Consider the following 26,549-nt stretch of genomic DNA (forward strand, 5'->3'; position numbering starts at 1 on the left):
AATCTGACTTTCGGAGCTTAAATTGGAAACTATCAAATATCTTTTAGACTTCTTCCTGCATCTTGAAAATCATTTGGATGCATTGATCGTTGCTTATGGCACGTGGATCTATCTAATCCTATTCTTGATCATTTTTTGTGAAACCGGTCTCGTTGTAACTCCTATACTTCCAGGAGATAGTTTGTTATTTGCTTTGGGTGCATTTGCGGCCAGAGGAAGTTTAGATCTTAGTATCTTACTTATACTTCTCATTATTGCTGCGATCTTAGGTGATACAGTTAATTACGCGATTGGTCATTTGGCAGGAGATAAGATCCTCGCAAAGGAGAAGGTCCCCTTCTTAAATAAAAAGCACCTGGAAAAGGCTCACAAGTTCTACGAAGAATACGGTGGAAAAACTATCATCATCGCGAGATTCATCCCTATCGTTCGGACATTTGCTCCTTTTGTAGCAGGGATCGGAAGTATGACTTATACTAAATTCATTTTGTATAATATAGTCGGCGGAGTGGTTTGGATCGCTATTTTCTTATTCGGCGGTTATAAATTCGGAAATCTGGAGTTCGTTCAAAGAAACTTCAAGATCGTTATTCTTGCGATCATTGTAATTTCTGTAATGCCTGCGGTGATAGAGTATATTAGAGAAATGAGAAAATCAAAGGCTGCAGAAAAATAATCTAAACTACTGGCTACAATCCTTGGTCTGGTTTAAACTTTTGACCAAGGGTTTATCCTTATAACGTTTATACGGAGGAGGTTCCATATCCCTTGCGATATCAGAATCTCCGCCTCTTCCTCCTGGACTGATCCCCACAGGTCCGAAACTAGAAGCAGGATAAAAACAAACCGGAAATTCTTTTGCTTCTTCTAATTTTTTAGATTTTTCATTCGTTTTAAAAACTTGGTCTTGTACTCGAATATATAGAAGATTCGAATTCTCCGACCAACGTATCCTGAATTCGGGAGTTTCTTCCCATTTTGTTAATTGGAATTCAAAATAAGATCTATCATAAGAGGAAGATTGTCCGTTTACATCTGCTATAATCAGAGTAGGGGTTTCTATTCCCAGATCTGATTTCAATTTTCCTAATATAATTGCTGCCTTGCCTCCATCTGGAGAAGGTACAAATTGGAAGATAGTTTGGTCTTCTTTTTGGAAATTTTTAGGTTCGAAGGAATGAAATCCTTTTGGGGACCATATTGCAGGAAAACGAATAGATCCACCGTATTCATCATTTGTCCCTTGGATCCAAAACAAACGATTGGTTGCAGAATGAAAATAGACTGATCCAGGTAATGTCCAAGATCCTATTTCGTAAGAATAAATGGGAGGATCTCCGGAATCGTTACCGGGTCCTGATATTTCATAAATTCTGAATTTAGTTCTGTAATTCTTTTTGTGAGTGGTTCCGTTCAAAGGATTCCATGCATCCTTCTCATCATAGATCACTTCTGTTTGAACTATATTTTTGCCGGTTTCAGACCAGCCTCTTTCGACTGCAAGACTTGCAGGTCTCCATTGTATTTGTGAGCAGTGGAATATTAATAAGGGGAGTAAAATGAGTAAAATTTTCATAAACGATAGCGCGCCGGTTTTTCGACGCGCTACTTTGGATTGGATTATCTCCAGCCTTCGTTTTTCAATTCACTGTGGTTCAAGTATAATCCGGAAGATCCTACAGAAGGAGCTCTCGTGTGACCTTGGAACTGAGTATAAGTTACGTTCGAGTTGAACGGCCAAATACCTTCGCTCTGAGTCAACGATGATTGGCAAACGCTAACTCCGCCCGACTTGTTATAAGCACAGGAAGAATGGAAAGCGACTGCGTAATCGTCCTCGCCTGGAAGAATCAGGGATGCACCAGCCATACCTTTATAACCTGGTACTTGGTATACAGTGATACCTGCAGTGTTGTTGTGGTTGTAAGCTCCACGAGCAGTTCCAACGATTAGGGATTTATCCATTGCGTTACCGCCGAATCCGAATGTAACACCATTCAGAGCAGAAGCAAGCTCGGATCCACCGGATGCAGAAGCTAAAGCAGTAACTTTAGTTAAGTTATAACCTTTGCTAGATGCAGTTCCACCTAAGTTTGATAACCAATACTCAATCGCATAACAACCAGCGCTATGACATACGATCTTGCAGGAGTTTGATCCCTTGCAATATGTATTCAAGCCTGTAGTGACATTGGTCTGCGCTCTTGCCGATCCATAAGTTCTTGGGTCAGTAGTTCCGTCGTATCCAACGAAAATTTTAGCGCCGGACACAGAGTTCGGTGCGCTTCCCCAATAATTATTCACGTCAGTAGTTCCCACTCCGTTGTGGTTGCTGCCAGACTTTCCGTGAATGAAAACCGTATAGGTTTGCGCAGAAAGCGAGCCAACAAATAACGATGCGAAAACACATCCCAATACCATACTTTTCCAATTTTTCATCTTCTCTATTCTCCGATCTTTCGGGAAAACCAAAACCTTAGCTTTTGATTTTCCCGGTCTACAAGTATGGGGTAAGTGGTCTCTTACGTCAAGTGATTGGACTTTTTTTAACATAACAGGTAGAATGTAAAAAATTACATAAATCAAAAATCATATTATGAAATTATGATGTATAACAATCGCTACAATAGCATGCAGTGTTAGTTACAATTTATTTCCAAACATTTATTACAAGAGTTTGTAAGTGAAAAATAAGAAGATTGGCAAACCAAACAAAAGGACCTAAAAGAATTCGTTCTAATAAAATTAGTCCAAAAGGGTTAGCAAATTCTTCCTTTAAAGATTCTTAAAATAAAGGTTGAGAAAGGCCTCGCATTTCATATATAGGTGAGCCTGTACTGGGCACTGAAAAATTAGAGATGAGTCAAAAAAAAATTTTTATCTACCTTGGCCTTGCGATTGCAGCCGCCTTGGTTTTCTATCTATTAAGGGATGAAGCAGAAGAGAACGGTTGGTTCTTATCGGAAGAAGAGAAAAAAGCAAAAGCAGAATGGATGGCGAAAGGAAGTCCTCCTGGTGGTGGTTCCGCATCGGACAATCCCGACTTTTTAGAAAGTTTGGATGAGTCCCTCCCTCCCGAGAAAATTTTAAAAGATTATTTAGAATGGTCTGAGTATCCACCTAACTCAAGACCTTTGACAAAGTATAATGAAGATCTAACAAATCCATATTTTATCCAACTTTCCCCGATTCCGATGGTGGATAAGCCTGATGACAAAAAGCCAAATGGTTATTCCTGCAAATTACAACCTTTACAATGGGCTGCAATTGGCGTGAAGGAACCTATTCATATCACCTTAGAATGTTTTAATACGAGCAATTTTGAAAAAGTTCCATTAAATATCCGTAACGTAAAACTTTGGAAAGAATTCGACGGCAACAAGTTTGTGGCCCTCCCTCCCGACGGAAACGATAAGGGGATAGATGGAGATGCTTACGCTAAGGATAATGTTTTCACCTTCGAATGGAGACCCACCTACAAGGATTGGGGAGACATGTTCATGGAAGTGGAATTTGAATACGCAAAGGAGAAGAAGCAGGGTAAAGTCCTGTCCTCCTTCTTCTCTTCTCCTTACCAACCTGCAGAATGGAGCGGATACTTTTTGGATATTCCAAGAGACGGCTCTTTGAGCATAAAGGGAGGAGTAAACGTATTCAAGGCTGGAACCTATCATTTAGAAGCCAATCTTGTGAACGCAGGAAATGGGGATCCGATTGCATGGGCGAGCTTTGACGGCAAATTAAACGCTGGGAGACAAGAGGTCGAGTTTCTGTTTTTCGGCAAATTGATCCGAGAAAGTGGATACGAGGGCCCTTATGCTTTAACCCAATTGAGAGGTCATCGGGTAAATCTTGCAGTTGATCCGGATTGGTTCGGGCAGGGAGAAGAAGGAATGAGAAGGATCCTTGCTGCGAAAACAACTGAGCCTGATAAAGAATTGGTCGGTCCTTATAAAGAAAACAACTACACTACCAAGGAATATAATCTGAATACTTTCTCCTTAAAAGCTTACGAGTCTCCGGAGAAGGACCAAAAAGTTAAACAATTGCAAGATCTTGCACGTTAGAGGTAGAACTATATGAGAAAAATAATTTCATTTATGCATATATCGCTTGATGGCTTTGTAGCAGGGCCAAACGGAGAAATGGATTGGATTAAAGTTGATGAAGAAATTTTTGATTATGTAGGCATTAGAATAGGCAAAGGCGATACAGCATTGTATGGAAGAGTAACTTATGAGATGATGGAAGGTTATTGGCCTACTGCAGGAGACGAGCCTACAGCGAGCAAGCATGACATTGAACACTCAAAATGGTATAAAAAAGTTCACAAAGTTGTTATATCAAAAACAATGAAAGGAGTGAGTTCGACTAATGCAGAAATTATCAGCGATAACCTTTCGGACAAAATTAATGAAATAAAACAACAGTCAGGTGAAGACATCTTGCTTTTTGGTAGTCCAAGAGCGACACATTCACTGATCCAACTGAATTTAATTGATGGTTATTGGCTATTTGTTAATCCAATTATTCTTGGGCGAGGAATACCACTGTTTGAAGACATCAAAGATAAAATAAAACTGAAATTACTGACTACTCGACAATTTACATGTGGGGTAACTGAACTAAATTACATAGTGGATAAATAATAACAACAGATACAAATGGATAGCTGCGGTTCTCCGCCGCAGAACTTCTTAACCCTCAAATCATATCCTTTCGGGCTCTCAGCCTCCAAATACCATCAAATCCAGAATCCTACTCTTTATAAGCGGCAAGGAATTTCGAATTCTTCCGAGAAAGGCCTGTTACAAGCTCGTTTTGAAAAATTACAAAAAGGCTTGACATTATTTCTTTATATATCTAAATCCTTATATAACAAACTTGCTATGCAAAATCTCGACTCTACCTTTGCTGCACTTGCTGACCCAACTCGTCGTGCGATTCTTATGCGTCTCGCGAAAGGCGATTCAACGGTCATGGAGCTTGCTAAACCCTTTAAAATGAGCCAGCCGGCAATTTCAAGGCATCTCAAAGTTTTGGAGGAAGCAGGCCTTATCTCGACCATGATCAGAGCGCAGGAACGTCCGCGTAGGCTTGAGACTGCACCTCTCAAGAAAGCCACTGATTGGATTGAGAAGTACCGCCAGATGTGGGAGAAGAACTATCAATCACTTGATGGGCTACTTGAAGAATTGAAGACGATGCAAACAACAGGAGATGAATAATATGAAAGCAGATTTAAAAGAATTGAAGGTAGAGCTTAGAGGTGAGACAGAAATTGTTGGCACACGTTACTTCGCGGCACCACGTAAATTGGTATTCGATTGTTTCACTAAACCAGAGTTAGTGCTTCGTTGGCTTACCGGTCCTGAAGGCTGGAAACTTGTGACTTGTGAAAACGATCTTAAGGTTGGTGGTAAATACCTGTATGTATTTGCGGATGCAAACGGAACTAAAATGGGTATTTATGGAAAATTTACAGAGGTAATTATATCCGAGAAGTTTGCAAATAATGAGAATTATGCGACTGACATGGCTACGTTTGATCCGGATGGCCCGGAAAATCCGGATGCAACCGTTGAGTCGCGTACTTTCACAACGGAAGGGGATCTAACTCTTATGACTCACGTGATCAAATATGCTTCTGCAGAAATACGCGAGATGGAAAGAGGAGCAATGGATGGTTGGGGACCATTATGTGAATCGCTTGATAAACTATTGGCAGAGCTTGCGGGATAAATCTAAACGTTTAAGCAAAGATATATTCTAATTGGTAGTTGTATGGGCGTATGTTCGCCCATGCAGCACAAAAGGATCTCTAAACAGATCCTCGCAATATTTTTTCCATGGCCTTTCCTTTGGCCAATTCATCTATTAACTTATCTAGATAACGGATCTTCTGCATAAGTTTATCTTCTATATCTTCTACACGAATGCCGCAGACCACTCCTTTGATCAGTGAGACATTATCGTTGAGATGAGGCGCCTGATCAAAAAATTCTTTGAAATTCACTTCATTCTTAAGTTGTTTTTGAAAACTTTTAGAATCATATCCAGTGAGCCAATAAATGATTTTATCTACTTCTGCTTTTGTTCGTCCTTTTCTTTCTGCCTTTTGGATGTATAAAGGATAAACTTTTGAAAAAGACATAGCAAAAACTTTCGAATTTTCCATTTGATCTTATTACCTTATTTATTACTCGGCACTCGTTTCATTACTAAGACTTTATTTAAGTTCTTCAGCTAGTGCGACGATGAATCCTTCGGGAGTTCGCAAATAACATAGAAGATAAGTATCTTCATACTGTTCCAATTTACCTACGAGTGTAACTCCATGTTTTTCAAGTCGAGCGACAGTATCTTTGATATCTGTAACTGCAAACATCACGCGAAGATAACCTGTAGTGTTGGACGGAGCGTTTTTTGGTTCCCTGCTTATCGCTTTCGGTCTGATAAATTTAGATAGTTCTAATCTGCTATGCCCATCAGGTGTTTTCATCATTGCCATATCGACTTGCATTCCTTCAAGTCCTACAACATGGTCCGCCCAGGATCCTTCGACTCTCATTTGTCCTTCGAGCTCTAAACCAATTTCGGTGAATAGAGCAATCGTAGCCTCAAGATCTTCGACAACAATACCAACATTGTCCATTCGTTTCACTGCCATTTTCTCTAATCCTCCATTTGGCTAGTATAGGCCCCATATTTGCCTGGTTGGTCGATCCATTTATGGGCCTATTTGTTGGTAATTTTTTAGGAATTCTAGTTGACATGCAGGTTTTTACCTGCATATTATTTTCTTACAAACGCAACGAATGGACGCTGATAATGTTTTCAAGGCGCTGGGAGATCCAACACGAAGAAAGTTGTTGGATCTTCTATATGAGAAGAATGGCCAAACTTTGGGCCAACTTTGCGAGCATCTGGACATGACTCGTCAATCGGCTACACAACATATCGGGATACTTGAGGCAGCAAATCTGATAAGCACGGTTTGGCGCGGTCGGGAGAAGTTACATTTCATCAATCCTGTGCCGTTGCATGAAGTGTATGAACGTTGGGTACGAAAATTCGAACACCAGCGTCTTAGCCTACTGCATGACCTGAAGAAGGAACTCGAAGGAGAGAATAATGAGTAAAGAGAAAACAAGCTTTGTCTACGTGACTTATATCCGCTCGACGCCAGAGAAGGTGTTTGAGGCAATCATGAAGCCTGAGATCACACGACTCTACTGGGGACACGAAAATATTTCCGATTGGAAGCCCGGCGCAACCTGGGAACATGTGCGCTTCAATGATCGTACAGTCAATATTGTAGGTAAGGTGGTCGAGGTAGTACCTCCCACACGATTGGTTATCTCTTGGGCGAGTCCTGCACAAGCAGATGATCCTGAAAGTTATAGCCGAGTGACATTTACTATAGAAGCTTATGATGATATGGTGAAGCTAACAGTTCTTCATGATGAACTCGAAGCAGGTAGTGGAATGGCTAAGGGAATCCAACAAGGTTGGCCGATCGTTCTTTCTAGTCTTAAGTCCTTGTTGGAAACAGGGAAGGGTATTGATGTTTTTGCGAAGCCTAAGTCTGCTTCCAATGGGAGTCTCTCATGAACCAAACATTTACTGGCGGATGTGCTTGTGGCAAAATCCGCTATTCAACCAATCATGCTCCTATCTTTCAAAACCATTGTCAGTGTCGGGACTGCCAGCTTAGGAGCGGCACAGGACATGGTTCTTACTTAACTTTTCCTGCGCGGCATGAGATGACAATCACTGGTGAGGCTACTCATTGGGAAGTTGCTGGTGATAGTGGCAATATGAAAATCCACTCCTTCTGTCCAACATGCGGGACTCCTGTTTATTTACGCTTTGCAGCAATGCCCGAACTGATCGCAGTCCATGCGGGAAGTTTAGATGAGCCGAGTCGATTTGTACCTCATGTGCTTACTTATAAAATTCGAGGATTAGCTTGGGATGCAATTGATCCTGGGTTGAAGGCGTTTGAGAAGATGCCGATTGGTTGAGGGGCAGCGGTGAGGCGAAAGTTATACGCAGTACGGCGAGCATTACTGAGTGAATACTGATTAACCGCTTTCAGCGATTTCTATAAACTAAGCTAGTTAAAACACCTGCAACACATGAATGAATTGTGCCTAATAACCCCTGAATGAGAATCCATTTTTCAGTACTTGGTATTGCAAAGCGACCCGGCAAATCAAATGCAACAAATGGAACTATGATAAGAGCAGTAAGAAGTCCGTATTTTAGTCCTTTAAGTATCCATGAACCAGCAAAATTTGTAATTGGAAAAAGGGCAGCGAAGCCAAACCCACTCAGTAAAGTAGAACCCATACTCAAATAAAAAATCGGTTCTGTCCTGAATACTGGGATATTGTTAAAATAATCTGAAGCAATTACAGCAGCGAGAATTCCCTGTATTAGAAAACTCGAAATAAAATAGGCGAACGCCCCCAATAGAATTTTTACAGGCTGCATTTTAAATCTCCACCTTATGAATTACATAGAATTAGATGAATAATGATAAAGAGTCAAGTCCTTCGCAGCCGCATTGCGAATAACGACCAAGGTGTTCCGACGTTTGCGAAGCGAGCATAGCGATCTTCAAAGCACCGATAGTTAGGCGCTATTTTAAATTGTTTAGTTATTTTTTAAAACCAGTTGATTAGCGATTTCCTCGATTTCTGATCTCATTGTTAACTTTTCCAACCAAGAAATCGGTATACTACTTTTGGAATAGTATGCTCCGGCCAACTGACCACAGATAGCCCCTGTTGTGTCCGCATCTCCCCCAAAATTTACGGTCATTAAAATTGCGTCTTTAAATGAACTAGTATGATAAAAACTCCACAAGGCAGTTTCTAAAGAATGCACTACATATCCAGAGGGATTGATATCTTGTTCAGACTTCATTGCGAATGAGCCTTTAGAAATTGATTGAATCTTCGGTGTCGCTGGAGAATATATTGTTTGCTGAAAGATTTCATTTTTATTTAATCCCTTTATAGCTAAACCAATATAAACTGATAAAAGCTTGCAAGCATCAATGCACTCATCGGCGGCATGTGTGGTTCGTGAACTTTCTCCTGCAAAATAGCTGATTCGATCGAAGTCGGGGAAAAAATATAAAGGAATTGGGCATATTCTCATTAAGGAACCATTCCCTGCAGTATTAACGTCATCAGAACCGGAATATGGATCTTTCGTTTTTAAATATGATCCTAAAGCATTAGCAGTCGTTGATCCAATATCGAAACATTCGCCAGTGCTACTTAAATAACCATATTCCATCCAGTTGCAGTATCTATTCATTTGATCTACAGGATTAAATCCATTGCAGTGAATCAGGCTTTTAGCCAAGCATAGAGCCATTGAAGTATCATCAGTCCATTGTCCTGGTTTTAAATTGAAAATTCCTCCACCAAGCATATCTGTTACTAATGGAAATGAACCCTTATGCAAAAATTCTACGGACGCTCCAATTGCATCTCCACATGCTAGCCCTAATAAGCTGCCGGAAAAACGATCTATATCTGTTTGATTTTTCAAAATTTTAACTACTGATTATTGATTTGAAATGTCGCCTAACGATCCGCGAGCGGAGGCGCCGACAGTTAGACGCTTTTAGCTACGATTAAAATATTCCTCATATGAAAGTCGGTCCCGATGAGAAAGCATAACCTTGTGAATTCGATCTTCACGAACTCCCATTGAGAGCATTAAACAGTATTTTAGAAGATAAAAGAGTATTTTTGTAGCTTTGGCAAATTCAAATCCTTGGATATAATGCAGATTTCCTGCTTGGGGATCCAAATGAGTAATAAAATTTCTTTTATCAACGACAGTTTTAACAAATCTGTCATGATCTGGTATGAATAGAACTTTGAAATTCCAGTGTTCTTTCAACAATTGTTTGAGTCTGTTCCTTAGGCTTATTTCGTTTCCGTATTTTAATCTCGCCTTCAAACTATCTCTTAGATTACTATCAATTTGAATTTTCGACAATTCTTCAGCAATCTTACTATAGACTTTACTTTGATAAATTTGAGGATTCATATATAATCCTTCATAGTTTATTCGGTGAAATGTTTCTAACGCTTGAATGATGTTAATAAACTGATTCTCAATGTGACCGCTTAAAGATTTAAAAGAAATTCGTGCATACAAGTCATAAAGGAATTTGTAAGTTTCTAAGTTTAAATACCAATTAGTAAATTGCGTTTTAAAATCCTCTACAAAGTTATCAACATAAAACAAAATATTATAATCTATATCCGAGATATCTTGCTTTTTAATTTCTTTATATGGTGGAATAACAATTTCAACCGCCCTGTCATTGGAAAGCCCAGAAATTTCCTGCGAAACAAAATCTAAATTACAGGCAATTGCAAAGAATAAGTTTACATTTTCGATAATTAGAAGGCATTCATCAAAATTCAATTCACCTTTTTTAGGAGAAAATGTATAATATCCAATTTGTTTCAAAGTAAACTCATCTTGGACAGGTTTATAAGTAGAACTGCCAAATGTAGTCCCGACTTCCAATTCGAAATCGTTTACTTCTAAGTTAAAAGAATTTGCAGGTTGAAGTTCTATTGTTTTTAAGGGGTTTCTTTCGTTAAATTTAATTCTAGATTTTTTAAACCACGGAAATATTTCGGGAATAGTTACTGATATGCTTGAAAACTTTATGTCCTCTTTTTTATGATAATGAATATTCAATAAGACTGAAGAAGCTGATAAGAGAACCCTTTGATTGAAAGGAAAATTTCCTCGTTCTACGATTACATTAATCAAAGTGATTTTTTGGGAAGCAAAACTCTCGCCTAGCAATACTGAGATTCTTGGATTTCCCGGCTCATCAAGTCTTTCTACAAGAGAAAGAAATACACCCTGTCTAGGGCTATACGACAATGTCCCATAAGATTTATTATTAGGCTCATTTGGTAACCACCAGTTACCTTCTATTTCAAATTCCTGTTTTAAATCCATTGTTGCTAATTGCAGCTAACGACCAAGGTGTTCCGACGTTTCGCGATGGCACGAGTTTGCTCTGCAAACGAAGTGACAGAAGCAAATGTGGCAAAGCCCGAGCGAGAGTCGCGTTAGCGATCTATAAGCGCAGCGGAAGCACCGACAGTTATACGCCGTTTTTTTCTTCTGCAAATTGCGTAACTTTTGCAAATAGAGCTTTTCGTTGATTCAAAAAATCTAAATATTCTGATACGTTCCAGCTACCTTCAGGTATGAGGTGTGTCTTCCTATCTTCATAACTTTGCGTAGTAATCCATTCCAAAAAGGGCTTATTTGATTTAGATTGATTAGTAGCACGCCCTACATAGCGAATATTATATATTGAATTTATTTTATCTTCCGAGAAACCTGCTAACGATAACTCATCTTTTGAAAAGATATGGTCTTGTTGTGGGATGCTCGATTCAGAAACAGGTGTAAAATTTAAACTATGCGAATAGACTAAAGATAAAACAAGATAACTATATTTATCATTGTAATATATGTTATCAAGATTTTCTACTGTTAAATCAATATTCCTTCTAGTTTCAGAGTTTATTAAACTTCGAATTGCTTCAACAGGAAATTCACCTTTCTTTGTCCCGATGGCAGTTCGACACTTGTATAAAATTGTATCTGACTGTCCGCCAAACACATTACTCAACATCGCCTGAGTAATCCATTTTCTGATTTTCGTAATTTCTAATTCACCGACAGAACCAGATGCTCCAAGCAAACTTGTTTTTTCGTTATAATAAATCCAATAGACTATTGGAATAATTGCGTTTTTACTTGGAATCAATTTCTTATGGGTTAAAAAAATGTGATCGTGAAGAAGATCTCTTGTTAATTTAATTGCTTCCGTAAACCTATTCCAACCATTATTTCCTACTAAGTCTGCCATCAACGATGGAGTAAAATTCTTTGTTCGATATTTTATAGCCTCAAGTGAGGATCCGTAGCCAACAAGTATGTTCTTGAGTATAAAGTCCTGATCAAAATCATAAGTAGCACCATTAATCGATTCGAGTAAGTCTTGAAACTTAACACGAGCTTCAGGCCATTTAGATTTTATTGTTGAGAATAATAAATCTGAATAAGTAAGAGGAGTTCCTCCAGAGTTTATTCTAACAAATATATCTAAAACTTTATCATAGTCTTTTTCTTTCTCTGGATAATAATGCAATATTTTTTCATACTGAAGCAACCTAAAACATTTTGTCAAAGATTTCCGTTGTTCTTTTGTTAATTCGAGGTCGTAATTTTCTTTTATTTCATCGCGAACAGAATCAGCTATTTCATCAATCTCCTTGAATGAACTAAGCACTTTCACTTTATACCATATTTTCATAGAATCACTTTTATCATCTTTAAAATGTGGACCTTTATCTTGATTGAAGAATTGAAATTCATATAAGATTCCATCCACCTCTTCTTCTCCTGAAAGTATGTTAAAATAGAGATCGTATGGTTTATTTCTAATAATATAATTTCCTTTTAACACTAAGTAGAATGCAGTAAGCCGCTGTTGACCATCTAACACCAGCAGGAAATCTTTATTTGGTTCATAAGAAGAATCGATTTGATTTATTTCATTGCTACGTTCTACAAATTTTAAACGTTTAATTTTATTTTCTTCTAAGAATTCTCCTGAAATCGACCATAACAACAAAGTTCCAATAGGATAATCGCGCATCAATGAGTCGAATAAATTAGTTACTTGAGAAGGATGCCAAACAAAATCTCTCTGAATATCGGGCAAAAAGCAAATTCGATTAATATCATCCATTAGATCTCCGATCGAAACTCTTGTGTAATCTTGCATATTTTCTCCTTTTAAGTTTATTTTTAAAAATAGCGCATAACGATCGAATATACGTATATCCGCCTACATGCCCCGGAAACGGCGTGTAGCCGCTACCTCCCACGTAACGTTATTTGCTCATATGTCTTAAATAATCTAAAGCATAATTTTCAGCCTCAGATAAGTTTTTAATATCAGAATTATAAAGTTCTAATCTTAATTCCTGGTATAACTTAACTGAAATTAATATACTATCTTTAATCGATTTGAAATCATAATATGGAACTGTAGATTTCAGTTTTTCGAGATCGATTGGATCAATAATGAATTCTAATTTTCTCACTCCGCGAGGCAGGGATTTATTCTTAAGATGGAGAAGAGGACCTAAAACTGTATTTCTTATGAATGATAAGAAATCAATTGTCTCAAAATACTCCCCTCTTCCTAATTTAGTTCCGGCATAATGCACCCAAACCCAAAATCTATCTTCTATCCATTGGAAATCCGGATTTGGCCATTGTGCCTTCGCAGATTCAAGGATCAACGGGATCTGTTTATTATTCTCATAGATAAAGACAGGATTTTCGATTCGGTCGTTTAATTCTGAAAGTTGAATAAACTTAAAATCGACATGAAGAAATGGATCCTCGTATAGACAAATTAATAGTCTTCTTTCTCCAACATGTTCTCCTGTAAATGCAGATAGCAGAGGTCCGAAATTTTTTGCGAAATCGACCATTTCTTTTTTCTGATATTGAATTCCATCTTTTAAGACAATTACAAAATCAATATCAGAGTATTCATCCATTTCTTTGGAGATGAATGAACCTGCTATTGCAACGCCTTCGATTGCATTGTTGTTAGAAGCAAACTCATTCACTTTGTTTATGAATAGATCTATTTTTTCCATATTGTTTGGGTGGGTGCTGCCAGGGGCGATAGTTAGACGACGTCAGAGTCTGATTGAATTTTCTTTATATAACCCTTGGATTCTTTAATTTCATCTTGAAATTTAGCAGGATTAGCTTCTATAAACTGATTAAAGTATTCTATAGATAAGATGTAATCCTTTTTGTAATGGTAATTTATAAATCCTAAAACGAATAATAATTCAACTTTTCCATCTTCATCATAAATCTCTTGAATAAATTCTTCAGACTCAATGAAAACCCCTTGTGAATCAGAACTCGAGAAAGCCGAAAAATAATAACTTTTAGAATTTCTTAAATCACCTTCATAAGCAAGCAGGAAGGCCATGCTCATTTTCCATGTGGGCCCAGGAAATCCCTTCAATTTTTTAATTAACCTTTTTGCTCCTTGAGTGTCTCTATCTCGAAGGAACTTTACTATTGCGGTAAGATTATTTCCCGTAAAATCATTCTTGTCTAATTGTAAGATTCTTTTGCATAATTGTTCAGTAGTATCCAACAGAGGCTTCTTTTTCGTCTTTTTATAATCTGCATAACAAGTAATTGCAGAGAAAGAAAGAGCTTCTCGCAATCTTCTGGAGCTCAGTATTCTTAATTTATTTAAATAGACATCATTTATGTGTGGAATTCTTGAATAGAGATCTTCGAGAAAACTTTGCGCTCGAACTATTTTTTTGTTTATTAATAAAGTAACTCCAACCATGTAACGAGCAGACAAGTTGGTATATATAGATAGATCTTGGAGCGTCCGAAAATCTTTGATTGGAATTTCAAGCTGTGTTGGGTAAATTCCTGAAATGTCGTTTGCAAGTTTTTGGCTTATTAATTTTGGAATGGGCTTATGAGTTATAACACTATTAAGTTCTAATATATGGAAATCCTTACCGTCAATTGGTCTAATTCTTCCGCGACCATATATAGATACTACGCAATTTATGCGATTCATCATAATGGAAACATCATTGATCGTAAGAAGCTTCTTTGCTTGCCAACTTGATATTTTCTTTACAACTAGATCCTCAGTTTCGCCTCCTTCTCGCAATAGTTTCTCAAAAGTAGTAAGAAAATCTTCTCCAATTATTTTTTCCTGATCTTCATTCTCTAAAGCCAAGGCCATTAAAATACCAATCTTATCAGATCTGACCGGCCAAATTCTGACAGTCAAAAACCAAATTGCGATGATTATCGCAACTGAAAAGCCAATCAGGTAAATTTCAATTAGTTCTATATTTTTTACATCAACACCAGCAAAGTACCATCCCAATAATAGGACCGAAAAAACAATTGAGATTAAGAGTGTTGATGGTCTATGCCAAGCTTTAGATAGTAATTCATAGAAATCTTTAAATTTTATATCCATACGCTAATTTATCTGATGTCGCATAACGTGTTGTTTTGTGAACGTTCGCCTATCCGACGTAAATGGAGCATTGGCGTCGATTCGCATATCCACCCAAGAAGCAATGCATGGCCGAACATTCGCCCATACCCCATCGATTCAAAAAAAGGGGAGAATCCTCCCCTCACATTCAATGAGTCTGTAACCAGTTCACTAAATCTCCCAACACCTTTGCCTTGTCCGCCGGAAGTTCATTCATTGTCTCATGATACAACCCGTCATAAATTTTCATGGATTTGTCTGAAGAAGGAATAACTTTAAATGCTTCTTCTGTTCCGACAGAAAGTGCGATCGAATCTTCTTTTCCATGGAATAGATAAACTGGGAAATTGATCCGTGCTGCTTTCTCTAAAGCTTTTTCTTTTGAGTTCAAAAGGAAATCTCCTAAATATGCTCCGACTGAACCGTGAACTAAAGGATCTTTTTTATAAGCCTCTACAACTGACTTGTCTCTGGATAATGCATTTACATCTAATCCAGTTGGAACAGTAAGCGTGGGGAATGCTCCTGCGAGTAAACTTCCCGCACCTTTTTTGATATTCATTACTAAGTCTGTTTTTACTGCGATAGGCAATCCACTCAGAACAAGTCTGTCTAAACTTGCTTGGTGGGAAGGTTCTCCTGCGTAGAACAATGAGATCAATGCTCCCATGGAGTGTCCCATTAGAGTGACTTGTTTCACTCCTTCTTTTTGTTTTGCGATGCTGATCAGTCTGTCAAGGTCCGCTAAAAATTGGTTAAAATGAGTGACTACTCCTTTGCTTCCGCCTGATTTTCCGTGGCCGCGGGCATCTATTAGATAAACATTATATCCTTTTCCGGAAAGAGCTTCGAGTAAATTGTCGTATCTTTTTCCGTGTTCTCCTATCCCGTGATGGACCACTAAGGTTCTAGGATTGTTTGCGTCTTTTGCGCGATAAGCTCTATAATAGATGGATACGTCGCCGGCTCCTACAAAGGTTCCGTCTTCCAGATGGTAGTTTTGTTCCCAATTCATTCGGTAAATATCCGATCTGTCTGAAAAATGGGGAAGGAAATTTCTATCCAATCCGCTTCTTTCTTCGTTCTATTTTGAACAAGCGTAATGATTCCCGCTGCGATCACTGCCGCTTTAGTAGTTCTATGTTCTCCGTTTATTTAAAAAACCTCTCTATTTTTTCTCACACGAAGCCGCAAAGATGAAAAGAACTTTTGGTTTAATATCCGGAAGAATCTTCTTTTCTTAGCGCCTTAGCGTGAATTAAAGACGCTTGCAAGTTTCGCCCAGAGTTCACGGGACACATAGAGTTTTAAACGTCGGAATTCCAACAAATATCGCATATAAATTTAGGGAGACACCTTAATTTAGAATAAACCAGGCAGTAAATCCTCATCCTTCTTTTTTCGGATCAGATATTTAGTAGGAACCGCAAATAAATCGGTTCTCAATTCTCTTCTTTTTGTAAGCCCGAACCTTTTGATACAGATCGAAAATCTTTTTTGGAGAAGTTCAGCATAATTCCCTGCTCCTCTCATTCTTTCTCCCCAGTTGGCTTCGTATAATTTTCCACCTCTTGCTTCTGAGATGACTTTTAGGACTTTTTCTTTTTTGAGCGGGAAATATCTGGTAAGCCAGTCTTCAAATAAAGATGCTACTTCGAATGGAAGTCTTATAAATACCATTCCTGCTGCTTCTGCTCCTGATAAAGATGCCTGTTCCAATAGATGTTCCATTTCGAAATCGTTTATAAATGGAATTACTGGAGCGAATAATACCCCTGTTGGAATTCCAACATCTGTAAGTTTTCGAAGAGTTTCCATTCTTCTTACGGGAGCAGGGGCGCGTGGTTCTAATTTGGACCAAAGTTCCTTATCCAAAGTGGTGATAGAAAGAAATACTTTCAAAATTCCTAATTTTCCCATTTCGGAAAGAATATCTATATCTCTTTGTATTAGAGAAGACTTAGTGATGATTGCTATTGGCTGTTTGAATTCCAACATTACTTCTAATAGTGATCTTGTATTTTTATAGATCCTTTCTCCCGGTTGGTATGGATCTGTTGCAGTGCCTATTGTGATTGGTGCAAGTGCCTGCTTCTTCTTTCTTAATTCTTCCGCTAAAAGTTTGGCTGGCTCCTTCTTCACGAATATTTTTGTTTCGAAGTCAAGACCTGGTGAGAGATCCACATAAGAATGATTTGGTCTTGCGAAACAATAAATACATCCATGCTCACAACCTCTATAAGGATTGATACTCGCATCGAATGGAATGTCAGGTGATTTATTTCGAGTGAGAACTGATTTGGAATCTTCCCAAAAGAATTGGGTAGAAGGAGAGGATTCCTCTCCTAGATCATATCGATCTTCTCGCCAAATTTCTCTTTTGGTTTTGTCAAATCTACTTGGAGGAAGTTCTTCAGTTCCTCTTTTCTTAGAATTCATATGTTTGAATTCTAAGAAATACTAAACAAAAAACAAGCAAAATTGTGTTTGCGTTTTGTTGGAGGTCCTACAAAATGACTGAACTCTTTTAGGATTGATCAATTACACTCTAAGAAAATTCTCTTTCGCAATGTTATTCGTAACGATAGCTTACCTGAAGTTTTTGACAATAATCATCGCAGTATATTGGATATTATCCTTATTTAAGAATTCGAATTTAAGAAAGTGTTGGTTATTAGTCGGAGGAATCTATTTTTGGGGCCAAGATTACATAACTGATCATAGATTTCCTTTTTTGTTATGTGTGTCTCTTTTCGGAAATTATTCTATCTACCTTCTATTCACTAGAAAGAAGAAACAATTTGGGACTTGGGTTGCAGTATTATTTAATCTTGGAGTTCTCCTATTTAATTTTCGCGATTTTTATTTATTAATATTTCAACTTTTCGATTTAAAGGATTCGTTTTCATATTATAGAACTCTTGGGATCAGTTTTTATTCGATCGCTTTCATTCAGTTTCATTTTGATCTGTATAAGAATGAAAAAATCGAAAAGGTTTCTATGCTAGACTTTTTCCTTTTCGGATCCTTTTTCCCCATTTCCAATGCCGGCCCAATACCTAGGTGGAGAAAATTTATGCAGGAATTTCAGCCTACTCTGAGTATTTTTTATTCCTGCATGCGGAAGGGACTATTTTGGATTTTATACGGATTCTTAAAGAAAATTTTATTGGCAGATCCTGCTGGGCAATATGCCGATATGGTGTTCTTTAGACCATCCGAGGCAAAATCTAGTTCAGACCTGATATTGGGATTTTATCTAAATACATTTGTGATCTATTTAGATTTTTCAAGTTATGCTGATATAGCCAGAGGTTCTGCAAAACTTTTCGGATACGATTTACCCATGAACTTTAGGGCTCCATTTTTGGCAGATTCAGTATTTGCCTATTTATTGAGATGGAATCGGACGTTAGGTATTTTTTTGAAAGAGAGATTTTATTCTTTAATTCGTTATTCTAAGATGCCAGTCGCTCTGATACTCGGAATTTTCTGTTCCTTCTATTTTCTTTGGTTAAGAATTTCTTGGGTGAATTTGATTTTTGGCGGTGTGTTGTTTGTAGCTCTTGTCTTAGAATATAAGTTTCCATTTCATAATTTTAATACAAAATTTTCGAAACCAATTCGCATTTTAATAAGTTTTCATATTTGGGTGTTTTTATGGATGGTAGTTCGTTTTAATGATTGGAGAAGGATAGAAAGTTACTTTTATAAAATACGAGAGTCCGGCCCCGACATATTCGAGTCCGGATCTATAATCCATATTTTTATCATTTTTGGAATTGTTCTTCTGTCTCAGTTTTTGGAGAAGAGGTATAGAAAGGTCTTTCTTTAAGATACTTCTAATTTGGCTCCTTCTCCCCAGGATTTGTAAGAAGGTAAATTAGAGATGGTTTGCACATACTCGCTTGCTTTAGGCCCAAGTTTTACTCCGTACGTTATAAATCTAGAAACCACTGGAGCGTAGAACGCATCAGCTATGGAGAAGTTTTGGCCGAACAAGAACGGTCCCCCGTAGGAGCTCAAACATTCTTCCCAAAGGTTTTGGATCCGATCGATATCCTTCTTTGCGTCTTCCGGTACGGAGAAGTCGGACTTTCTGCCATGAAAATTCATGCTTAGATTAGATCTTAGGCCTGTGAATCCTGAATGCATTTCTGCAGTTATGGATCTTGCCTTGGCTCTCACGATTTGATCCTTGGGCCAGAGTGCCTTCTCCGCATATTTTTCTGCCAAATATTCCGCGATACTAAGACTGTCCCAAACTCTTAGGTCTCCATCATTTAAGACAGGGACCTTTTTAGAAGGGGAATACTTATCGATTATGGCTGCATATTCAGGTGTGAATAGTTTTAAGGAGATCTCTTCGAAAGGGATCCCGAATTGAGTGAGTAGGATCCATGGGCGGAAAGACCAGGAAGAGATGTTTTTATTTCCGATTACAAGTTTCAGATCGCTCATAACTTTAAGATCTCTCAAGGCGGGATGATTCTGCAAGAAAGTAATCCTTTCGAGTTAGTAAGTTTTTGTAGAGATTGATACAGAAGCTTTCAATTAGTTTGCCTTTCTTTTGCTACAATTAGCTTCGAGAATTTAGATGATCAAGTGCACATAATCCAGTGAAGGTTGGATGTATTCATTTAACAGTGAGACTTCTTCTTAGTATTCTAGGAATGGTTTGTAGGATTTTTTTAAAAATCCATGTCTTAAGTTATTAATAAGAGAGAAATCTTTTCGAAAAGAATCGAGCGGTTTCTTAGATACAAAATGAATCGGATGGATCTAAGCTTGGAAAACGTTAAAGAAATTATTCAAACACAAGAAAGTATGCCCGATATTTTGTTAATTTGTGATTCGAGCGGAAGGATCCTTCATATTAACGAGAATGGAAGGAAGATGCTTAGCATTGCTTCTGTTGAATCTGCTAAGAGTATGAGTATTACTGATCTTCTTTCAGAGACGGATCAAAAATATTTCGAAACAGTTATACTACCTAATGTAAGCAAATCGGGAGAGTTTGAAGGAAGAGGACTTCATCTAATGAAGAAGGACGGAAGTTTCCTACAAACAAAACAACATGCTTATCTAATGCCGGAGAAATCTTATCTATTCGTATTCACGGAAGATAAAGAATCAGAAGCAGGAAAGAAGGAAGCTTTGTACAAAGCATTCCAACAATCTCAAAACGGAATGTTCTTAACCGATAAAGAAGGTGTTATCCTTGCGGTGAATAAACAGTTCGAAAAAATTTCCGGCTTAAAAGAGAATGAACTTATAGGAAAAACTCCAAAAGCATTCCAGTCCGGAGCGGGAGCATCTAAAACTTTTTATGATGAGTTTTGGGAATCAGTTCTGCAAGGTTCAGTTTCTATCTCTAATTCGAATCTCAAAAATAGTTTCGTAAAAGATTGGAAACAAAATGTTCTTCCTATCAAAGATCGTAATGGAGAAGTTTCCAGCTTCTTAAGCACTATTCTTGCGAATCCTGAGCTTTCTGAGTCTGGAGAAGCAAAGAATAATTTAGATTTTGCAAAATCTCCATCTGATACTTTCAGAAAATATGAAGGTATGGATAGAGAAGCTCTGATCGGAATTTTAAGAGATAAAACAAAACTCACTAAAAAAGAAACAGAGATCTGTGCGGGAATTGCTTCCGGCAAGGATAAGAGTCGGATCAGCGAAGACCTAGGTATCCATCCTGGGACTATGAAAAACCATCTTAAATCGATTTATAGAAAGACTATCGATCTAGAAAAAGAGATCCCAGGTCCAGAACGCGACAAGCTTCAGAGACTTACAATTTACCTCTTCCGTTTACTCGGTGAGTGAGTTAGTCTGGTTTAGCTCCCCAGACTTCTTTCACGTAATCCTCTCTTCCAGAACCCTTTCTGTATTGTTTATAATGCGTAGGGTTCTTTTTATAATAATCCTGATGATATTCTTCTGCGGGATAAAATTCTGATGCTTGCAATATCTCCACAGCAATCGGAGAGGAGAATTTTTTAGAAGCTCCTATTTTATCCTTAAACTCTTGGGCTAATTTTCTCTGAGCCTCATTCTTAAAATAGATAGCTGCTCTATACTGATTACCTCTATCTGCGAATTGCCCTCCTGAATCTGTTGGATCTATTTGCCTCCAATATGTGTCCAAAAGTTTTGCATAATCTATCTTTTTGGGATCGTATGTGATCAATACTGATTCTCTGTGTCCAGTTCTCCCGTAACCTACGTCTTCGTATGTGGGGTTTATCTCCTTTCCACCTGTATATCCTGAGATTACGGATATGACACCAGGTAGTTTTTCGAAAGGTCCTTCCATACACCAAAAACATCCACCTGCAAAAATGGCTGTTTCTGTTTTGGGATTTTCTTTGGAGTGAAGTATATTCGAAAAACCAAATATTATGAATATTATAAGTATGGATTCTAATCTTATAAGTTTGAACAAATTTTCTATCATACGGTTCCTCGTGGTTCCATTTTTTTATGAATTTTTAATCTAACTATTCTTACTGATCACTTGTTCGTATTTTGATTTTTTACAAAAAATCCTGGTAAGCACAAGCTGGATCAATTTCAGTAGTTATGGATACTTTCGACTGACGTCGGAAAAAGTTACGGACTTATCAAACCGTTTCCAATTCTGGGTTTTTATTCTTTATATAGAATATGCCCGCCCGTGCCGAGTATCGATGAATTTAAAATCAAAACAATTTCTTTCCAATCTTCCTTACGATCTTTCCTCAAGTATCGCAGTATTTTTAGTAGCTATTCCACTTTGTTTGGGGATTGCTCATGCGTCCGGTGCACCCTTATTTTCTGGGATTATCTCCGGTTTTATAGGTGGGATCGTAGTAGGAACCTTTAGTAAATCTGCCTTAAGTGTTTCAGGGCCCACTGCAAGTTTGACTGCGATTGTTCTTTCAGGTATCAAAGATCTGGGGAACTTCGAAGCTTTTCTTCTCGCACTTTTAATTGCGGGAATGATCCAAACTTTTCTTGGGATCTTGAGAACTGGTGCATTATCCGCTTATCTTCCTTCTGCAACAGTAGTCGGAATGTCCGTCGCGATAGGCCTACTTTTAGTTGTTAAACAATTGCCTCACTTAATCGGTTACGACGTCGAGGAATTCGGGGTAGAAGAGTTCGATATCACCAAAGAAGACGTGAACGAATCCTATCATGATCCTCATGAAGCAAAAGAGACAAACTCTCTAATGTTGCTTGTGCACGCGTTCCGGAATTTACAAAGTAATGTTTTAGTGATCGGGATCATTTCCCTTTTATCCTTCTGGATTTGGGATAGATACTTTGCTAAAAAATTCAAATATGTTCCAGCGTCTTTAGTGGCGATCATACTCGGAACTGGTTCGAATTTACTTTTAGGTCATCTTCTTCCTGGAGGGGCTTTAACTCAGGACCACTTAGTTACTCTTCCGATTTTTAAAAATCCTTCCGAACTATTTGCTCATTTGGATTTTCCTAACTTCTCCTATTGGGACCAGGGCCCTGTATGGACATTGGCATTGACGATCGCGTTTGCTTCTTCTTTGGAATCTTTACTCTCTGTAGAAGTAGTGGATAAACTGGACGAAGAGAATCGCAAAACTCCAATGTCTCAGGAATTGATCGCACAAGGTTTGGGGAATATGGCCTGCGGACTTGCGGGTGGGATACCGATCACAAGTGTGGTGGTAAGAGGTTCAGTAAACGTTTCTTCTGGTGCGAAGACCAAATTTTCCGCGATCTTTCACGGGGCATGGATCGGGATCACTGTATTACTTTTTCCTAAATTTATGAATACCATTCCTTTGGCGTCTCTTGCTGCGATCTTGACTTTTACAGGTCTCAAACTCGCAAAACCTGCGATGTTCAAACTGATGTTCCAAAAAGGATATTCTCAGTTCCTTCCATTCTTGGCTACTGTGATAGTTACATTCTTCTCCAATGTTCTGATCGGGACATTCTGCGGTATCTTGGTGTCTTTGGTTTTTGTTTTATACGAAGATCATAGGACTGCGATCTACAGAGAAGATCGACATGGTAAGTTTAGAAGGATCATTTTAGGGGAAAACTTAGGCTTCTTCCATAAGGCAAAGATCAAGGCGGTTTTAGAAAGCCAACCTTCTGGGATCACCTTGGAGATAGACGGAACTAGAACACTTCATATGGATCAGGATATTCGAGAGTTGATCCACGAATTTAGAAAAAATGCCCACCGTAAAGGGATTACGGTGATCCTAGGAGGGATACCGAATATGGAAAATGATATCGAATCCTTGAAAAAAGAAATGAGCGAATCTTATCAAAAATTACTGAAGAATAACCAAGAATGGGTGGAAGAAAGAACTGCAGAAGATCCTGAGTTTTTCTCTCGCCATGCAGAGGGCCAAGCACCCCAAACATTATTCATTGGATGTAGCGACTCCAGAGTTCCTGTGAACGTGATCACTAAAACAAATCCCGGGGAAATTTTCGTAACCAGAAATATTGCTAATGTGGTCTCTGTGGACGATATGTCTCTGTTTAGTGTGGTTCAATATGCGATCGATGCATTAAACGTAAAACATATCATTGTTTGCGGCCATATTGGTTGTGGGGGAGTTCGAGCTGCTCTACAAGGAAAGGCCACAGGTCTTATCGACAATTGGATCACTCATATTAAGGATGTGTATCTAAAACATAGAGAAGAATTAGATGCTCTTCCCGAAGACAAAAGAGAAGAAAGACTGATCCATCTGAATGTTGCAGAACAAGTCGTGAACTTATATAAGACCGGAATGATACAGAATGCTTTGGCGAAGTATGGATTTCCGGAGATACACGGTTGGGTTTACGATATCCGAAACGGACAGATCAGCGAAGTAGATTATAAGGACATTCTCTCCAAGGAACTTGGAGGATTATACGGTTATCCTAAATAGCAGCCGGTTGGTAGAGTAGTTCTTGGACTCTTAGGTATTTGTCCATTCCGTTGATCTCCCAACGGACAACTTCTCCCACCCTGGCGCCTAATACTGCAGAACCATGAGCGGAGAATAAGGAAAGTTTACCGTTAGCAGGAGCGTTTTCAGCATAATCATCAGGATATACTAAGGTGAATTGAAATGCTTCTGCGTTGCCCAGATCTTTGAGCACGAATTTAGAATTCATAGTGATCAGATCTTGGGGAACTTGGTTTTGATCTATCTTTTTAGCCTTAGATAGCGTCTTACGTATAATTTCTAAGATACTTGGTTGAACTACTGCTGCTTGGGCGGAAACCTCAAGGGTGGAAAGAATCCTTTGATGATCATTCTTTGAAAGAAATCTTTTACCACTCATAACGCAGTACCTCCCTTAGAAAACAAATCCGAAACTTACATATCCGCATAATGTACTCAAGCGTTTTTCCTTTTCTTGAATTTTACGAAAATTGCATTCGTTTATGCGACATAGAATTTCATCTTTCTTCTAAATTATACTAAACGAAAGATAAGTTTCGTTCGACATAAGAAGAAGACATGTTCCTGACTTTGTTCCAGCCAACTAGAAATAAATCCTTCGCTTTAGTTAAATACCTGTTTCGTTTGGTTCGTAAAGACGTTCGCCCTATACTCATCCTCCCTAAAGGAAGTTTAGGTCTAGAAGATGGGCTCAGTTTCGGAAGAATGATCTCCAGAATTTCTGATCATCGCTCTTCAGCAGTGTTGGGCTTCGCAGAAAATTTTTCCCAAGCAGTTCACTTCTGCAAAGAGATCAGGTCCGGTACTCTCGGTCATGCGGGAAGAGAACTTCCTATCTTTGTGGATGTCACAAGACTTGGTCTCGGCTCTAAGTCGGAAGATTTAGAAGAGGCCATCCTAGGTTTGGGGGAAAATTGGAGCAGGATTTTTCCTCTGACTTGTTTTCTAGAAATAGGAAGGGACAGTTCTAGACTCGAAGAGGCAAGCGGCCGTACTTCTCTATTCAAAATTTCTTCTTTAGTCATGGAAAGAAAGGGAAAGGACTGGAGGTCTCTCAAGAGTGAGAAGAAGGATGAGGATCCGTACGAGGACTGGACCTACGAACTCATCTCTGATCTTCTTCCTGATCGAGGCGCTTGAAATTTTTTTCCAATTATGAATAAGACCCGACTGGACCGGTCTTTCTTTTTTAGGGGCCAAGCTAGGGGGTATTTCATATTTTTAATTGAAGTTTTTTCGATCTCGGTCTTGACTGATAAAAATTTTGCCCCTAATGGGGAAGAGCAGGTTGATCTTGCATGATCGAAAGACGCACGAACAAGTTCGGGGAAAACGGAATCTTCGCCTCTCAACCAATCGCTAAGGGAACTTTATTGTTCAGCTATAGCGAATGGATCGAAGATGAGGAATTCGGATGGAAAGTACTCTCCGTCTCGGAAGCCGATGAACTTCCGGAAGAGGAGAAGGAAATCTTCATGAAATACGGCTATGACGTAGACTTCGGCCTAGTCACTGGACCTTCCGGACCTGAATTTGTTATCAATCATTCCAACTTTATGAACCATTCCTGCGATCCGAACATGTGGTACGATCAAATGGACAATATTATAGCCAAAAGGGATATAGAAGTTGGAGAAGAGCTGAATATTGACTACGGTAACTTCGTAGTGAACTTCGACCAGACTTTTGAATGCGCTTGCGGGTCTCCTAACTGCCGCAAATACATCCGCAAAGACGATTGGAAAGTTTTACTGCCTCAGTACAATCTTAACTTTCCGACCTTCATGCATAAGGAAATTAAGAAGATCCTAGTAAAAGTCCCTGCTTAAAGGGGCTTCTTCTTTATAGATCCAGGATCATTTCCTGATCCTGGATTGCCTTCTCCATAGGATGCGGGCAAAACTTTCTCCTTCCTGTCCGGAAGTCTTCCACAGTTCCGGGTCGCTTGTCTTACGGGCATTCTCAATCGTATAAAAGGCACCAGGCGCAGTATTCTTTAGTATTCCAAGCACAATGGGTATATCCTTTCTTCTTAATAAGGATAGAATGACTTTAACGGGTCCTCTGGCTCCTTGTGCTTCTAGTGTAGTGGTGCGGTAGCCTGCTTGTGCCAGGTTCTGGACGATCTCTTCTCCTTTTTCAGGAACGATGATACGGATGAGTGAATGTCCTAAAGCGAGTTTTTCTTCTACCACCATTCCTAGAAAAGTGCCTGTAGCAAATCCGCCTGCGTATGCTATATAGCAGAATACATTGCTTAGGTTTCTCATGATCTGAGTGATTACGATTAACCAGAGAAGTACTTCTACAAAACCAAGCATTGCTGCCAGGATCTTTCTTTCTCTGGAGATTAGAATGATACGGACTGTGCCTATGCTTACGTCCGTCATTCTGGCTAAATAAATTCCGAGGGGTAAAACTAGATAATCGAAGGCCCAGTTAGGCATTCGATTATT

29 protein-coding genes are annotated in these 26,549 nt (G+C 38.6%); 13 read left to right on the top strand and 16 right to left on the bottom strand.

The annotated features are described in order from the left end of the window. Nucleotides 1-22: 22 nt before the first annotated feature. Nucleotides 23-676 carry a DedA family protein gene (locus EHQ52_RS10080; RefSeq protein WP_135615057.1) on the top strand — a complete coding sequence of 218 codons (654 nt, stop codon included), beginning with the start codon at nucleotides 23-25 and terminating at the stop codon, nucleotides 674-676. Between the two features lie 6 nt (nucleotides 677-682). On the opposite strand, the gene EHQ52_RS10085 is transcribed toward EHQ52_RS10080, so the two are convergent. Together EHQ52_RS10085 and EHQ52_RS10090 are read right to left on the bottom strand one after the other, a co-directional pair. After that, nucleotides 683-1,576: a hypothetical protein gene (locus EHQ52_RS10085; RefSeq protein WP_135615058.1), complete on the bottom strand. Its 894-nt coding sequence runs from the start codon at nucleotides 1,574-1,576 to the stop codon at nucleotides 683-685. Between the two features lie 44 nt (nucleotides 1,577-1,620). After that, nucleotides 1,621-2,439 carry a hypothetical protein gene (locus EHQ52_RS10090; protein ID WP_135615059.1) on the bottom strand — a complete coding sequence of 273 codons (819 nt, stop codon included), beginning with the start codon at nucleotides 2,437-2,439 and terminating at the stop codon, nucleotides 1,621-1,623. Between the two features lie 419 nt (nucleotides 2,440-2,858). Here EHQ52_RS10090 and EHQ52_RS10095 point away from each other — a divergent pair, with 419 nt between their 5' ends. The 4 genes from EHQ52_RS10095 (at nucleotide 2,859) to EHQ52_RS10110 (ending at nucleotide 5,742) form a co-directional block, all read left to right on the top strand. Further along, nucleotides 2,859-4,067, top strand: coding sequence for a hypothetical protein (locus EHQ52_RS10095; protein ID WP_135615060.1), 1,209 nt, complete (start codon nucleotides 2,859-2,861; stop codon nucleotides 4,065-4,067). A 12-nt stretch (nucleotides 4,068-4,079) separates the two neighbouring features. Then, the gene (locus EHQ52_RS10100; RefSeq protein ID WP_135615061.1) at nucleotides 4,080-4,649 is read left to right on the top strand and encodes a dihydrofolate reductase family protein; all 570 of its coding nucleotides are present in this window, start codon (nucleotides 4,080-4,082) and stop codon (nucleotides 4,647-4,649) included. Nucleotides 4,650-4,889: 240 nt separating this feature from the next. Beyond that, complete coding sequence (locus tag EHQ52_RS10105; protein WP_135615707.1) at nucleotides 4,890-5,228, top strand: ArsR/SmtB family transcription factor; 339 nt, start codon at nucleotides 4,890-4,892, stop codon at nucleotides 5,226-5,228. Nucleotide 5,229: 1 nt separating this feature from the next. Continuing rightward, nucleotides 5,230-5,742, top strand: a complete 513-nt coding sequence (locus tag EHQ52_RS10110; RefSeq protein ID WP_135615062.1) for an SRPBCC domain-containing protein — start codon at nucleotides 5,230-5,232, stop codon at nucleotides 5,740-5,742. Nucleotides 5,743-5,821: 79 nt separating this feature from the next. On the opposite strand, the gene EHQ52_RS10115 is transcribed toward EHQ52_RS10110, so the two are convergent. Beyond that, nucleotides 5,822-6,178, bottom strand: coding sequence for a DUF2200 domain-containing protein (locus EHQ52_RS10115; RefSeq protein WP_135615063.1), 357 nt, complete (start codon nucleotides 6,176-6,178; stop codon nucleotides 5,822-5,824). Between the two features lie 51 nt (nucleotides 6,179-6,229). Further along, on the bottom strand, nucleotides 6,230-6,670 hold the full coding sequence (locus EHQ52_RS10120) for a VOC family protein (RefSeq protein ID WP_135615064.1): 441 nt from the start codon (nucleotides 6,668-6,670) through the stop codon (nucleotides 6,230-6,232). Nucleotides 6,671-6,818: 148 nt separating this feature from the next. Between EHQ52_RS10120 and EHQ52_RS10125 the strand changes: the two genes are divergently transcribed. Genes EHQ52_RS10125 through EHQ52_RS10135 form a run of 3 tightly spaced genes read left to right on the top strand, consistent with a single transcriptional unit; the run spans nucleotide 6,819 to nucleotide 8,027 of the window. Continuing rightward, nucleotides 6,819-7,142, top strand: coding sequence for an ArsR/SmtB family transcription factor (locus tag EHQ52_RS10125; RefSeq protein ID WP_135615065.1), 324 nt, complete (start codon nucleotides 6,819-6,821; stop codon nucleotides 7,140-7,142). After that, the gene (locus EHQ52_RS10130) at nucleotides 7,135-7,614 is read left to right on the top strand and encodes an SRPBCC family protein (protein ID WP_135615066.1); all 480 of its coding nucleotides are present in this window, start codon (nucleotides 7,135-7,137) and stop codon (nucleotides 7,612-7,614) included. The genes EHQ52_RS10125 and EHQ52_RS10130 overlap by 8 nt, the downstream gene beginning before the upstream one ends. Then, on the top strand, nucleotides 7,611-8,027 hold the full coding sequence (locus tag EHQ52_RS10135) for a GFA family protein (RefSeq protein ID WP_135615067.1): 417 nt from the start codon (nucleotides 7,611-7,613) through the stop codon (nucleotides 8,025-8,027). The genes EHQ52_RS10130 and EHQ52_RS10135 overlap by 4 nt, the downstream gene beginning before the upstream one ends. A 70-nt stretch (nucleotides 8,028-8,097) precedes the next feature. On the opposite strand, the gene EHQ52_RS10140 is transcribed toward EHQ52_RS10135, so the two are convergent. From EHQ52_RS10140 to EHQ52_RS10175, 8 genes are all read right to left on the bottom strand, one after another. Further along, the gene (locus EHQ52_RS10140) at nucleotides 8,098-8,499 is read right to left on the bottom strand and encodes a hypothetical protein (protein ID WP_135615068.1); all 402 of its coding nucleotides are present in this window, start codon (nucleotides 8,497-8,499) and stop codon (nucleotides 8,098-8,100) included. A 162-nt stretch (nucleotides 8,500-8,661) separates the two neighbouring features. Beyond that, a complete protein-coding gene (locus EHQ52_RS10145; protein ID WP_135615069.1) occupies nucleotides 8,662-9,570 on the bottom strand; it encodes an ADP-ribosylglycohydrolase family protein in 909 nt (302 codons plus the stop codon). Between the two features lie 75 nt (nucleotides 9,571-9,645). Next, the gene (locus tag EHQ52_RS10150) at nucleotides 9,646-11,013 is read right to left on the bottom strand and encodes an ApeA N-terminal domain 1-containing protein (RefSeq protein WP_135615070.1); all 1,368 of its coding nucleotides are present in this window, start codon (nucleotides 11,011-11,013) and stop codon (nucleotides 9,646-9,648) included. Nucleotides 11,014-11,161: 148 nt separating this feature from the next. After that, the gene (locus tag EHQ52_RS10155) at nucleotides 11,162-12,859 is read right to left on the bottom strand and encodes a GmrSD restriction endonuclease domain-containing protein (RefSeq protein ID WP_135615071.1); all 1,698 of its coding nucleotides are present in this window, start codon (nucleotides 12,857-12,859) and stop codon (nucleotides 11,162-11,164) included. Between the two features lie 109 nt (nucleotides 12,860-12,968). Beyond that, the gene (locus tag EHQ52_RS10160) at nucleotides 12,969-13,748 is read right to left on the bottom strand and encodes an aminoglycoside 6-adenylyltransferase (RefSeq protein WP_135615072.1); all 780 of its coding nucleotides are present in this window, start codon (nucleotides 13,746-13,748) and stop codon (nucleotides 12,969-12,971) included. A 32-nt stretch (nucleotides 13,749-13,780) separates the two neighbouring features. After that, nucleotides 13,781-15,127 (bottom strand): hypothetical protein, encoded by a 1,347-nt coding sequence (locus tag EHQ52_RS10165; protein WP_135615073.1) that lies wholly within the window; start codon nucleotides 15,125-15,127, stop codon nucleotides 13,781-13,783. 169 nt (nucleotides 15,128-15,296) lie between these two features. Beyond that, complete coding sequence (locus EHQ52_RS10170) at nucleotides 15,297-16,163, bottom strand: alpha/beta hydrolase (RefSeq protein WP_135615074.1); 867 nt, start codon at nucleotides 16,161-16,163, stop codon at nucleotides 15,297-15,299. A 347-nt stretch (nucleotides 16,164-16,510) separates the two neighbouring features. Beyond that, complete coding sequence (locus EHQ52_RS10175) at nucleotides 16,511-17,587, bottom strand: PA0069 family radical SAM protein (RefSeq protein WP_135615075.1); 1,077 nt, start codon at nucleotides 17,585-17,587, stop codon at nucleotides 16,511-16,513. 637 nt (nucleotides 17,588-18,224) lie between these two features. Between EHQ52_RS10175 and EHQ52_RS10180 the strand changes: the two genes are divergently transcribed. After that, complete coding sequence (locus EHQ52_RS10180; RefSeq protein ID WP_135615076.1) at nucleotides 18,225-18,983, top strand: MBOAT family O-acyltransferase; 759 nt, start codon at nucleotides 18,225-18,227, stop codon at nucleotides 18,981-18,983. Here EHQ52_RS10180 and EHQ52_RS10185 read toward each other — a convergent pair. Beyond that, nucleotides 18,980-19,609: a glutathione S-transferase family protein gene (locus EHQ52_RS10185; RefSeq protein ID WP_208653472.1), complete on the bottom strand. Its 630-nt coding sequence runs from the start codon at nucleotides 19,607-19,609 to the stop codon at nucleotides 18,980-18,982. The two genes, EHQ52_RS10180 and EHQ52_RS10185, sit on opposite strands and share 4 nt — an antisense overlap. 306 nt (nucleotides 19,610-19,915) lie before the next feature. Between EHQ52_RS10185 and EHQ52_RS10190 the strand changes: the two genes are divergently transcribed. Then, nucleotides 19,916-20,977 carry a PAS domain-containing protein gene (locus tag EHQ52_RS10190; RefSeq protein ID WP_244244833.1) on the top strand — a complete coding sequence of 354 codons (1,062 nt, stop codon included), beginning with the start codon at nucleotides 19,916-19,918 and terminating at the stop codon, nucleotides 20,975-20,977. Between the two features lies 1 nt (nucleotide 20,978). Here the strand turns inward: EHQ52_RS10190 and msrA are convergent, their stop codons facing one another. Beyond that, nucleotides 20,979-21,608 carry a peptide-methionine (S)-S-oxide reductase MsrA gene (msrA, locus tag EHQ52_RS10195; protein WP_135615078.1) on the bottom strand — a complete coding sequence of 210 codons (630 nt, stop codon included), beginning with the start codon at nucleotides 21,606-21,608 and terminating at the stop codon, nucleotides 20,979-20,981. A gap of 232 nt (nucleotides 21,609-21,840) precedes the next feature. On the opposite strand from msrA, the gene EHQ52_RS10200 reads away from it, so the two are divergent. Continuing rightward, complete coding sequence (locus EHQ52_RS10200; protein ID WP_135615079.1) at nucleotides 21,841-24,072, top strand: SulP family inorganic anion transporter; 2,232 nt, start codon at nucleotides 21,841-21,843, stop codon at nucleotides 24,070-24,072. Here EHQ52_RS10200 and EHQ52_RS10205 read toward each other — a convergent pair. After that, nucleotides 24,065-24,472, bottom strand: coding sequence for a GreA/GreB family elongation factor (locus EHQ52_RS10205; RefSeq protein WP_135615080.1), 408 nt, complete (start codon nucleotides 24,470-24,472; stop codon nucleotides 24,065-24,067). The genes EHQ52_RS10200 and EHQ52_RS10205 overlap by 8 nt on opposite strands. A 179-nt stretch (nucleotides 24,473-24,651) precedes the next feature. Between EHQ52_RS10205 and EHQ52_RS10210 the strand changes: the two genes are divergently transcribed. Next, a complete protein-coding gene (locus EHQ52_RS10210; RefSeq protein ID WP_135615081.1) occupies nucleotides 24,652-25,233 on the top strand; it encodes a hypothetical protein in 582 nt (193 codons plus the stop codon). A 158-nt stretch (nucleotides 25,234-25,391) separates the two neighbouring features. Continuing rightward, nucleotides 25,392-25,922 carry an SET domain-containing protein gene (locus EHQ52_RS10215; RefSeq protein WP_100709096.1) on the top strand — a complete coding sequence of 177 codons (531 nt, stop codon included), beginning with the start codon at nucleotides 25,392-25,394 and terminating at the stop codon, nucleotides 25,920-25,922. A gap of 27 nt (nucleotides 25,923-25,949) precedes the next feature. Here the strand turns inward: EHQ52_RS10215 and EHQ52_RS10220 are convergent, their stop codons facing one another. Next, entirely contained in the window at nucleotides 25,950-26,540 is a 591-nt protein-coding gene (locus tag EHQ52_RS10220; protein WP_135615082.1) for a DUF2179 domain-containing protein, read from the bottom strand. Nucleotides 26,541-26,549: the final 9 nt, after the last annotated feature.

This window comes from Leptospira koniambonensis, assembly GCF_004769555.1.
GTDB classification, from domain to species: domain Bacteria; phylum Spirochaetota; class Leptospiria; order Leptospirales; family Leptospiraceae; genus Leptospira_B; species Leptospira_B koniambonensis.

Excerpts from the sequence above, each read along its gene's own strand:
- EHQ52_RS10085 (WP_135615058.1), bottom strand. The coding sequence starts at position 1,576 with ATGAAAATTTTACTCATTTTACTCCCCTTATTAATATTCCACTGCTCA.
- EHQ52_RS10090 (WP_135615059.1), bottom strand. The coding sequence starts at position 2,439 with ATGAAAAATTGGAAAAGTATGGTATTGGGATGTGTTTTCGCATCGTTA.
- EHQ52_RS10095 (WP_135615060.1), top strand. The coding sequence starts at position 2,859 with ATGAGTCAAAAAAAAATTTTTATCTACCTTGGCCTTGCGATTGCAGCC.
- EHQ52_RS10100 (WP_135615061.1), top strand. The coding sequence starts at position 4,080 with ATGAGAAAAATAATTTCATTTATGCATATATCGCTTGATGGCTTTGTA.
- EHQ52_RS10105 (WP_135615707.1), top strand. The coding sequence starts at position 4,890 with ATGCAAAATCTCGACTCTACCTTTGCTGCACTTGCTGACCCAACTCGT.
- EHQ52_RS10110 (WP_135615062.1), top strand. The coding sequence starts at position 5,230 with ATGAAAGCAGATTTAAAAGAATTGAAGGTAGAGCTTAGAGGTGAGACA.
- EHQ52_RS10115 (WP_135615063.1), bottom strand. The coding sequence starts at position 6,178 with ATGGAAAATTCGAAAGTTTTTGCTATGTCTTTTTCAAAAGTTTATCCT.
- EHQ52_RS10120 (WP_135615064.1), bottom strand. The coding sequence starts at position 6,670 with ATGGCAGTGAAACGAATGGACAATGTTGGTATTGTTGTCGAAGATCTT.
- EHQ52_RS10125 (WP_135615065.1), top strand. The coding sequence starts at position 6,819 with ATGGACGCTGATAATGTTTTCAAGGCGCTGGGAGATCCAACACGAAGA.
- EHQ52_RS10130 (WP_135615066.1), top strand. The coding sequence starts at position 7,135 with ATGAGTAAAGAGAAAACAAGCTTTGTCTACGTGACTTATATCCGCTCG.
- EHQ52_RS10135 (WP_135615067.1), top strand. The coding sequence starts at position 7,611 with ATGAACCAAACATTTACTGGCGGATGTGCTTGTGGCAAAATCCGCTAT.
- EHQ52_RS10140 (WP_135615068.1), bottom strand. The coding sequence starts at position 8,499 with ATGCAGCCTGTAAAAATTCTATTGGGGGCGTTCGCCTATTTTATTTCG.
- EHQ52_RS10150 (WP_135615070.1), bottom strand. The coding sequence starts at position 11,013 with ATGGATTTAAAACAGGAATTTGAAATAGAAGGTAACTGGTGGTTACCA.
- EHQ52_RS10155 (WP_135615071.1), bottom strand. The coding sequence starts at position 12,859 with ATGCAAGATTACACAAGAGTTTCGATCGGAGATCTAATGGATGATATT.
- EHQ52_RS10160 (WP_135615072.1), bottom strand. The coding sequence starts at position 13,748 with ATGGAAAAAATAGATCTATTCATAAACAAAGTGAATGAGTTTGCTTCT.
- EHQ52_RS10165 (WP_135615073.1), bottom strand. The coding sequence starts at position 15,127 with ATGGATATAAAATTTAAAGATTTCTATGAATTACTATCTAAAGCTTGG.
- EHQ52_RS10170 (WP_135615074.1), bottom strand. The coding sequence starts at position 16,163 with ATGAATTGGGAACAAAACTACCATCTGGAAGACGGAACCTTTGTAGGA.
- EHQ52_RS10175 (WP_135615075.1), bottom strand. The coding sequence starts at position 17,587 with ATGAATTCTAAGAAAAGAGGAACTGAAGAACTTCCTCCAAGTAGATTT.
- EHQ52_RS10180 (WP_135615076.1), top strand. The coding sequence starts at position 18,225 with ATGCAGGAATTTCAGCCTACTCTGAGTATTTTTTATTCCTGCATGCGG.
- EHQ52_RS10185 (WP_208653472.1), bottom strand. The coding sequence starts at position 19,609 with ATGAGCGATCTGAAACTTGTAATCGGAAATAAAAACATCTCTTCCTGG.
- EHQ52_RS10190 (WP_244244833.1), top strand. The coding sequence starts at position 19,916 with ATGAATCGGATGGATCTAAGCTTGGAAAACGTTAAAGAAATTATTCAA.
- msrA (WP_135615078.1), bottom strand. The coding sequence starts at position 21,608 with ATGATAGAAAATTTGTTCAAACTTATAAGATTAGAATCCATACTTATA.
- EHQ52_RS10200 (WP_135615079.1), top strand. The coding sequence starts at position 21,841 with ATGAATTTAAAATCAAAACAATTTCTTTCCAATCTTCCTTACGATCTT.
- EHQ52_RS10205 (WP_135615080.1), bottom strand. The coding sequence starts at position 24,472 with ATGAGTGGTAAAAGATTTCTTTCAAAGAATGATCATCAAAGGATTCTT.
- EHQ52_RS10210 (WP_135615081.1), top strand. The coding sequence starts at position 24,652 with ATGTTCCTGACTTTGTTCCAGCCAACTAGAAATAAATCCTTCGCTTTA.
- EHQ52_RS10215 (WP_100709096.1), top strand. The coding sequence starts at position 25,392 with ATGATCGAAAGACGCACGAACAAGTTCGGGGAAAACGGAATCTTCGCC.
- EHQ52_RS10220 (WP_135615082.1), bottom strand. The coding sequence starts at position 26,540 with ATGCCTAACTGGGCCTTCGATTATCTAGTTTTACCCCTCGGAATTTAT.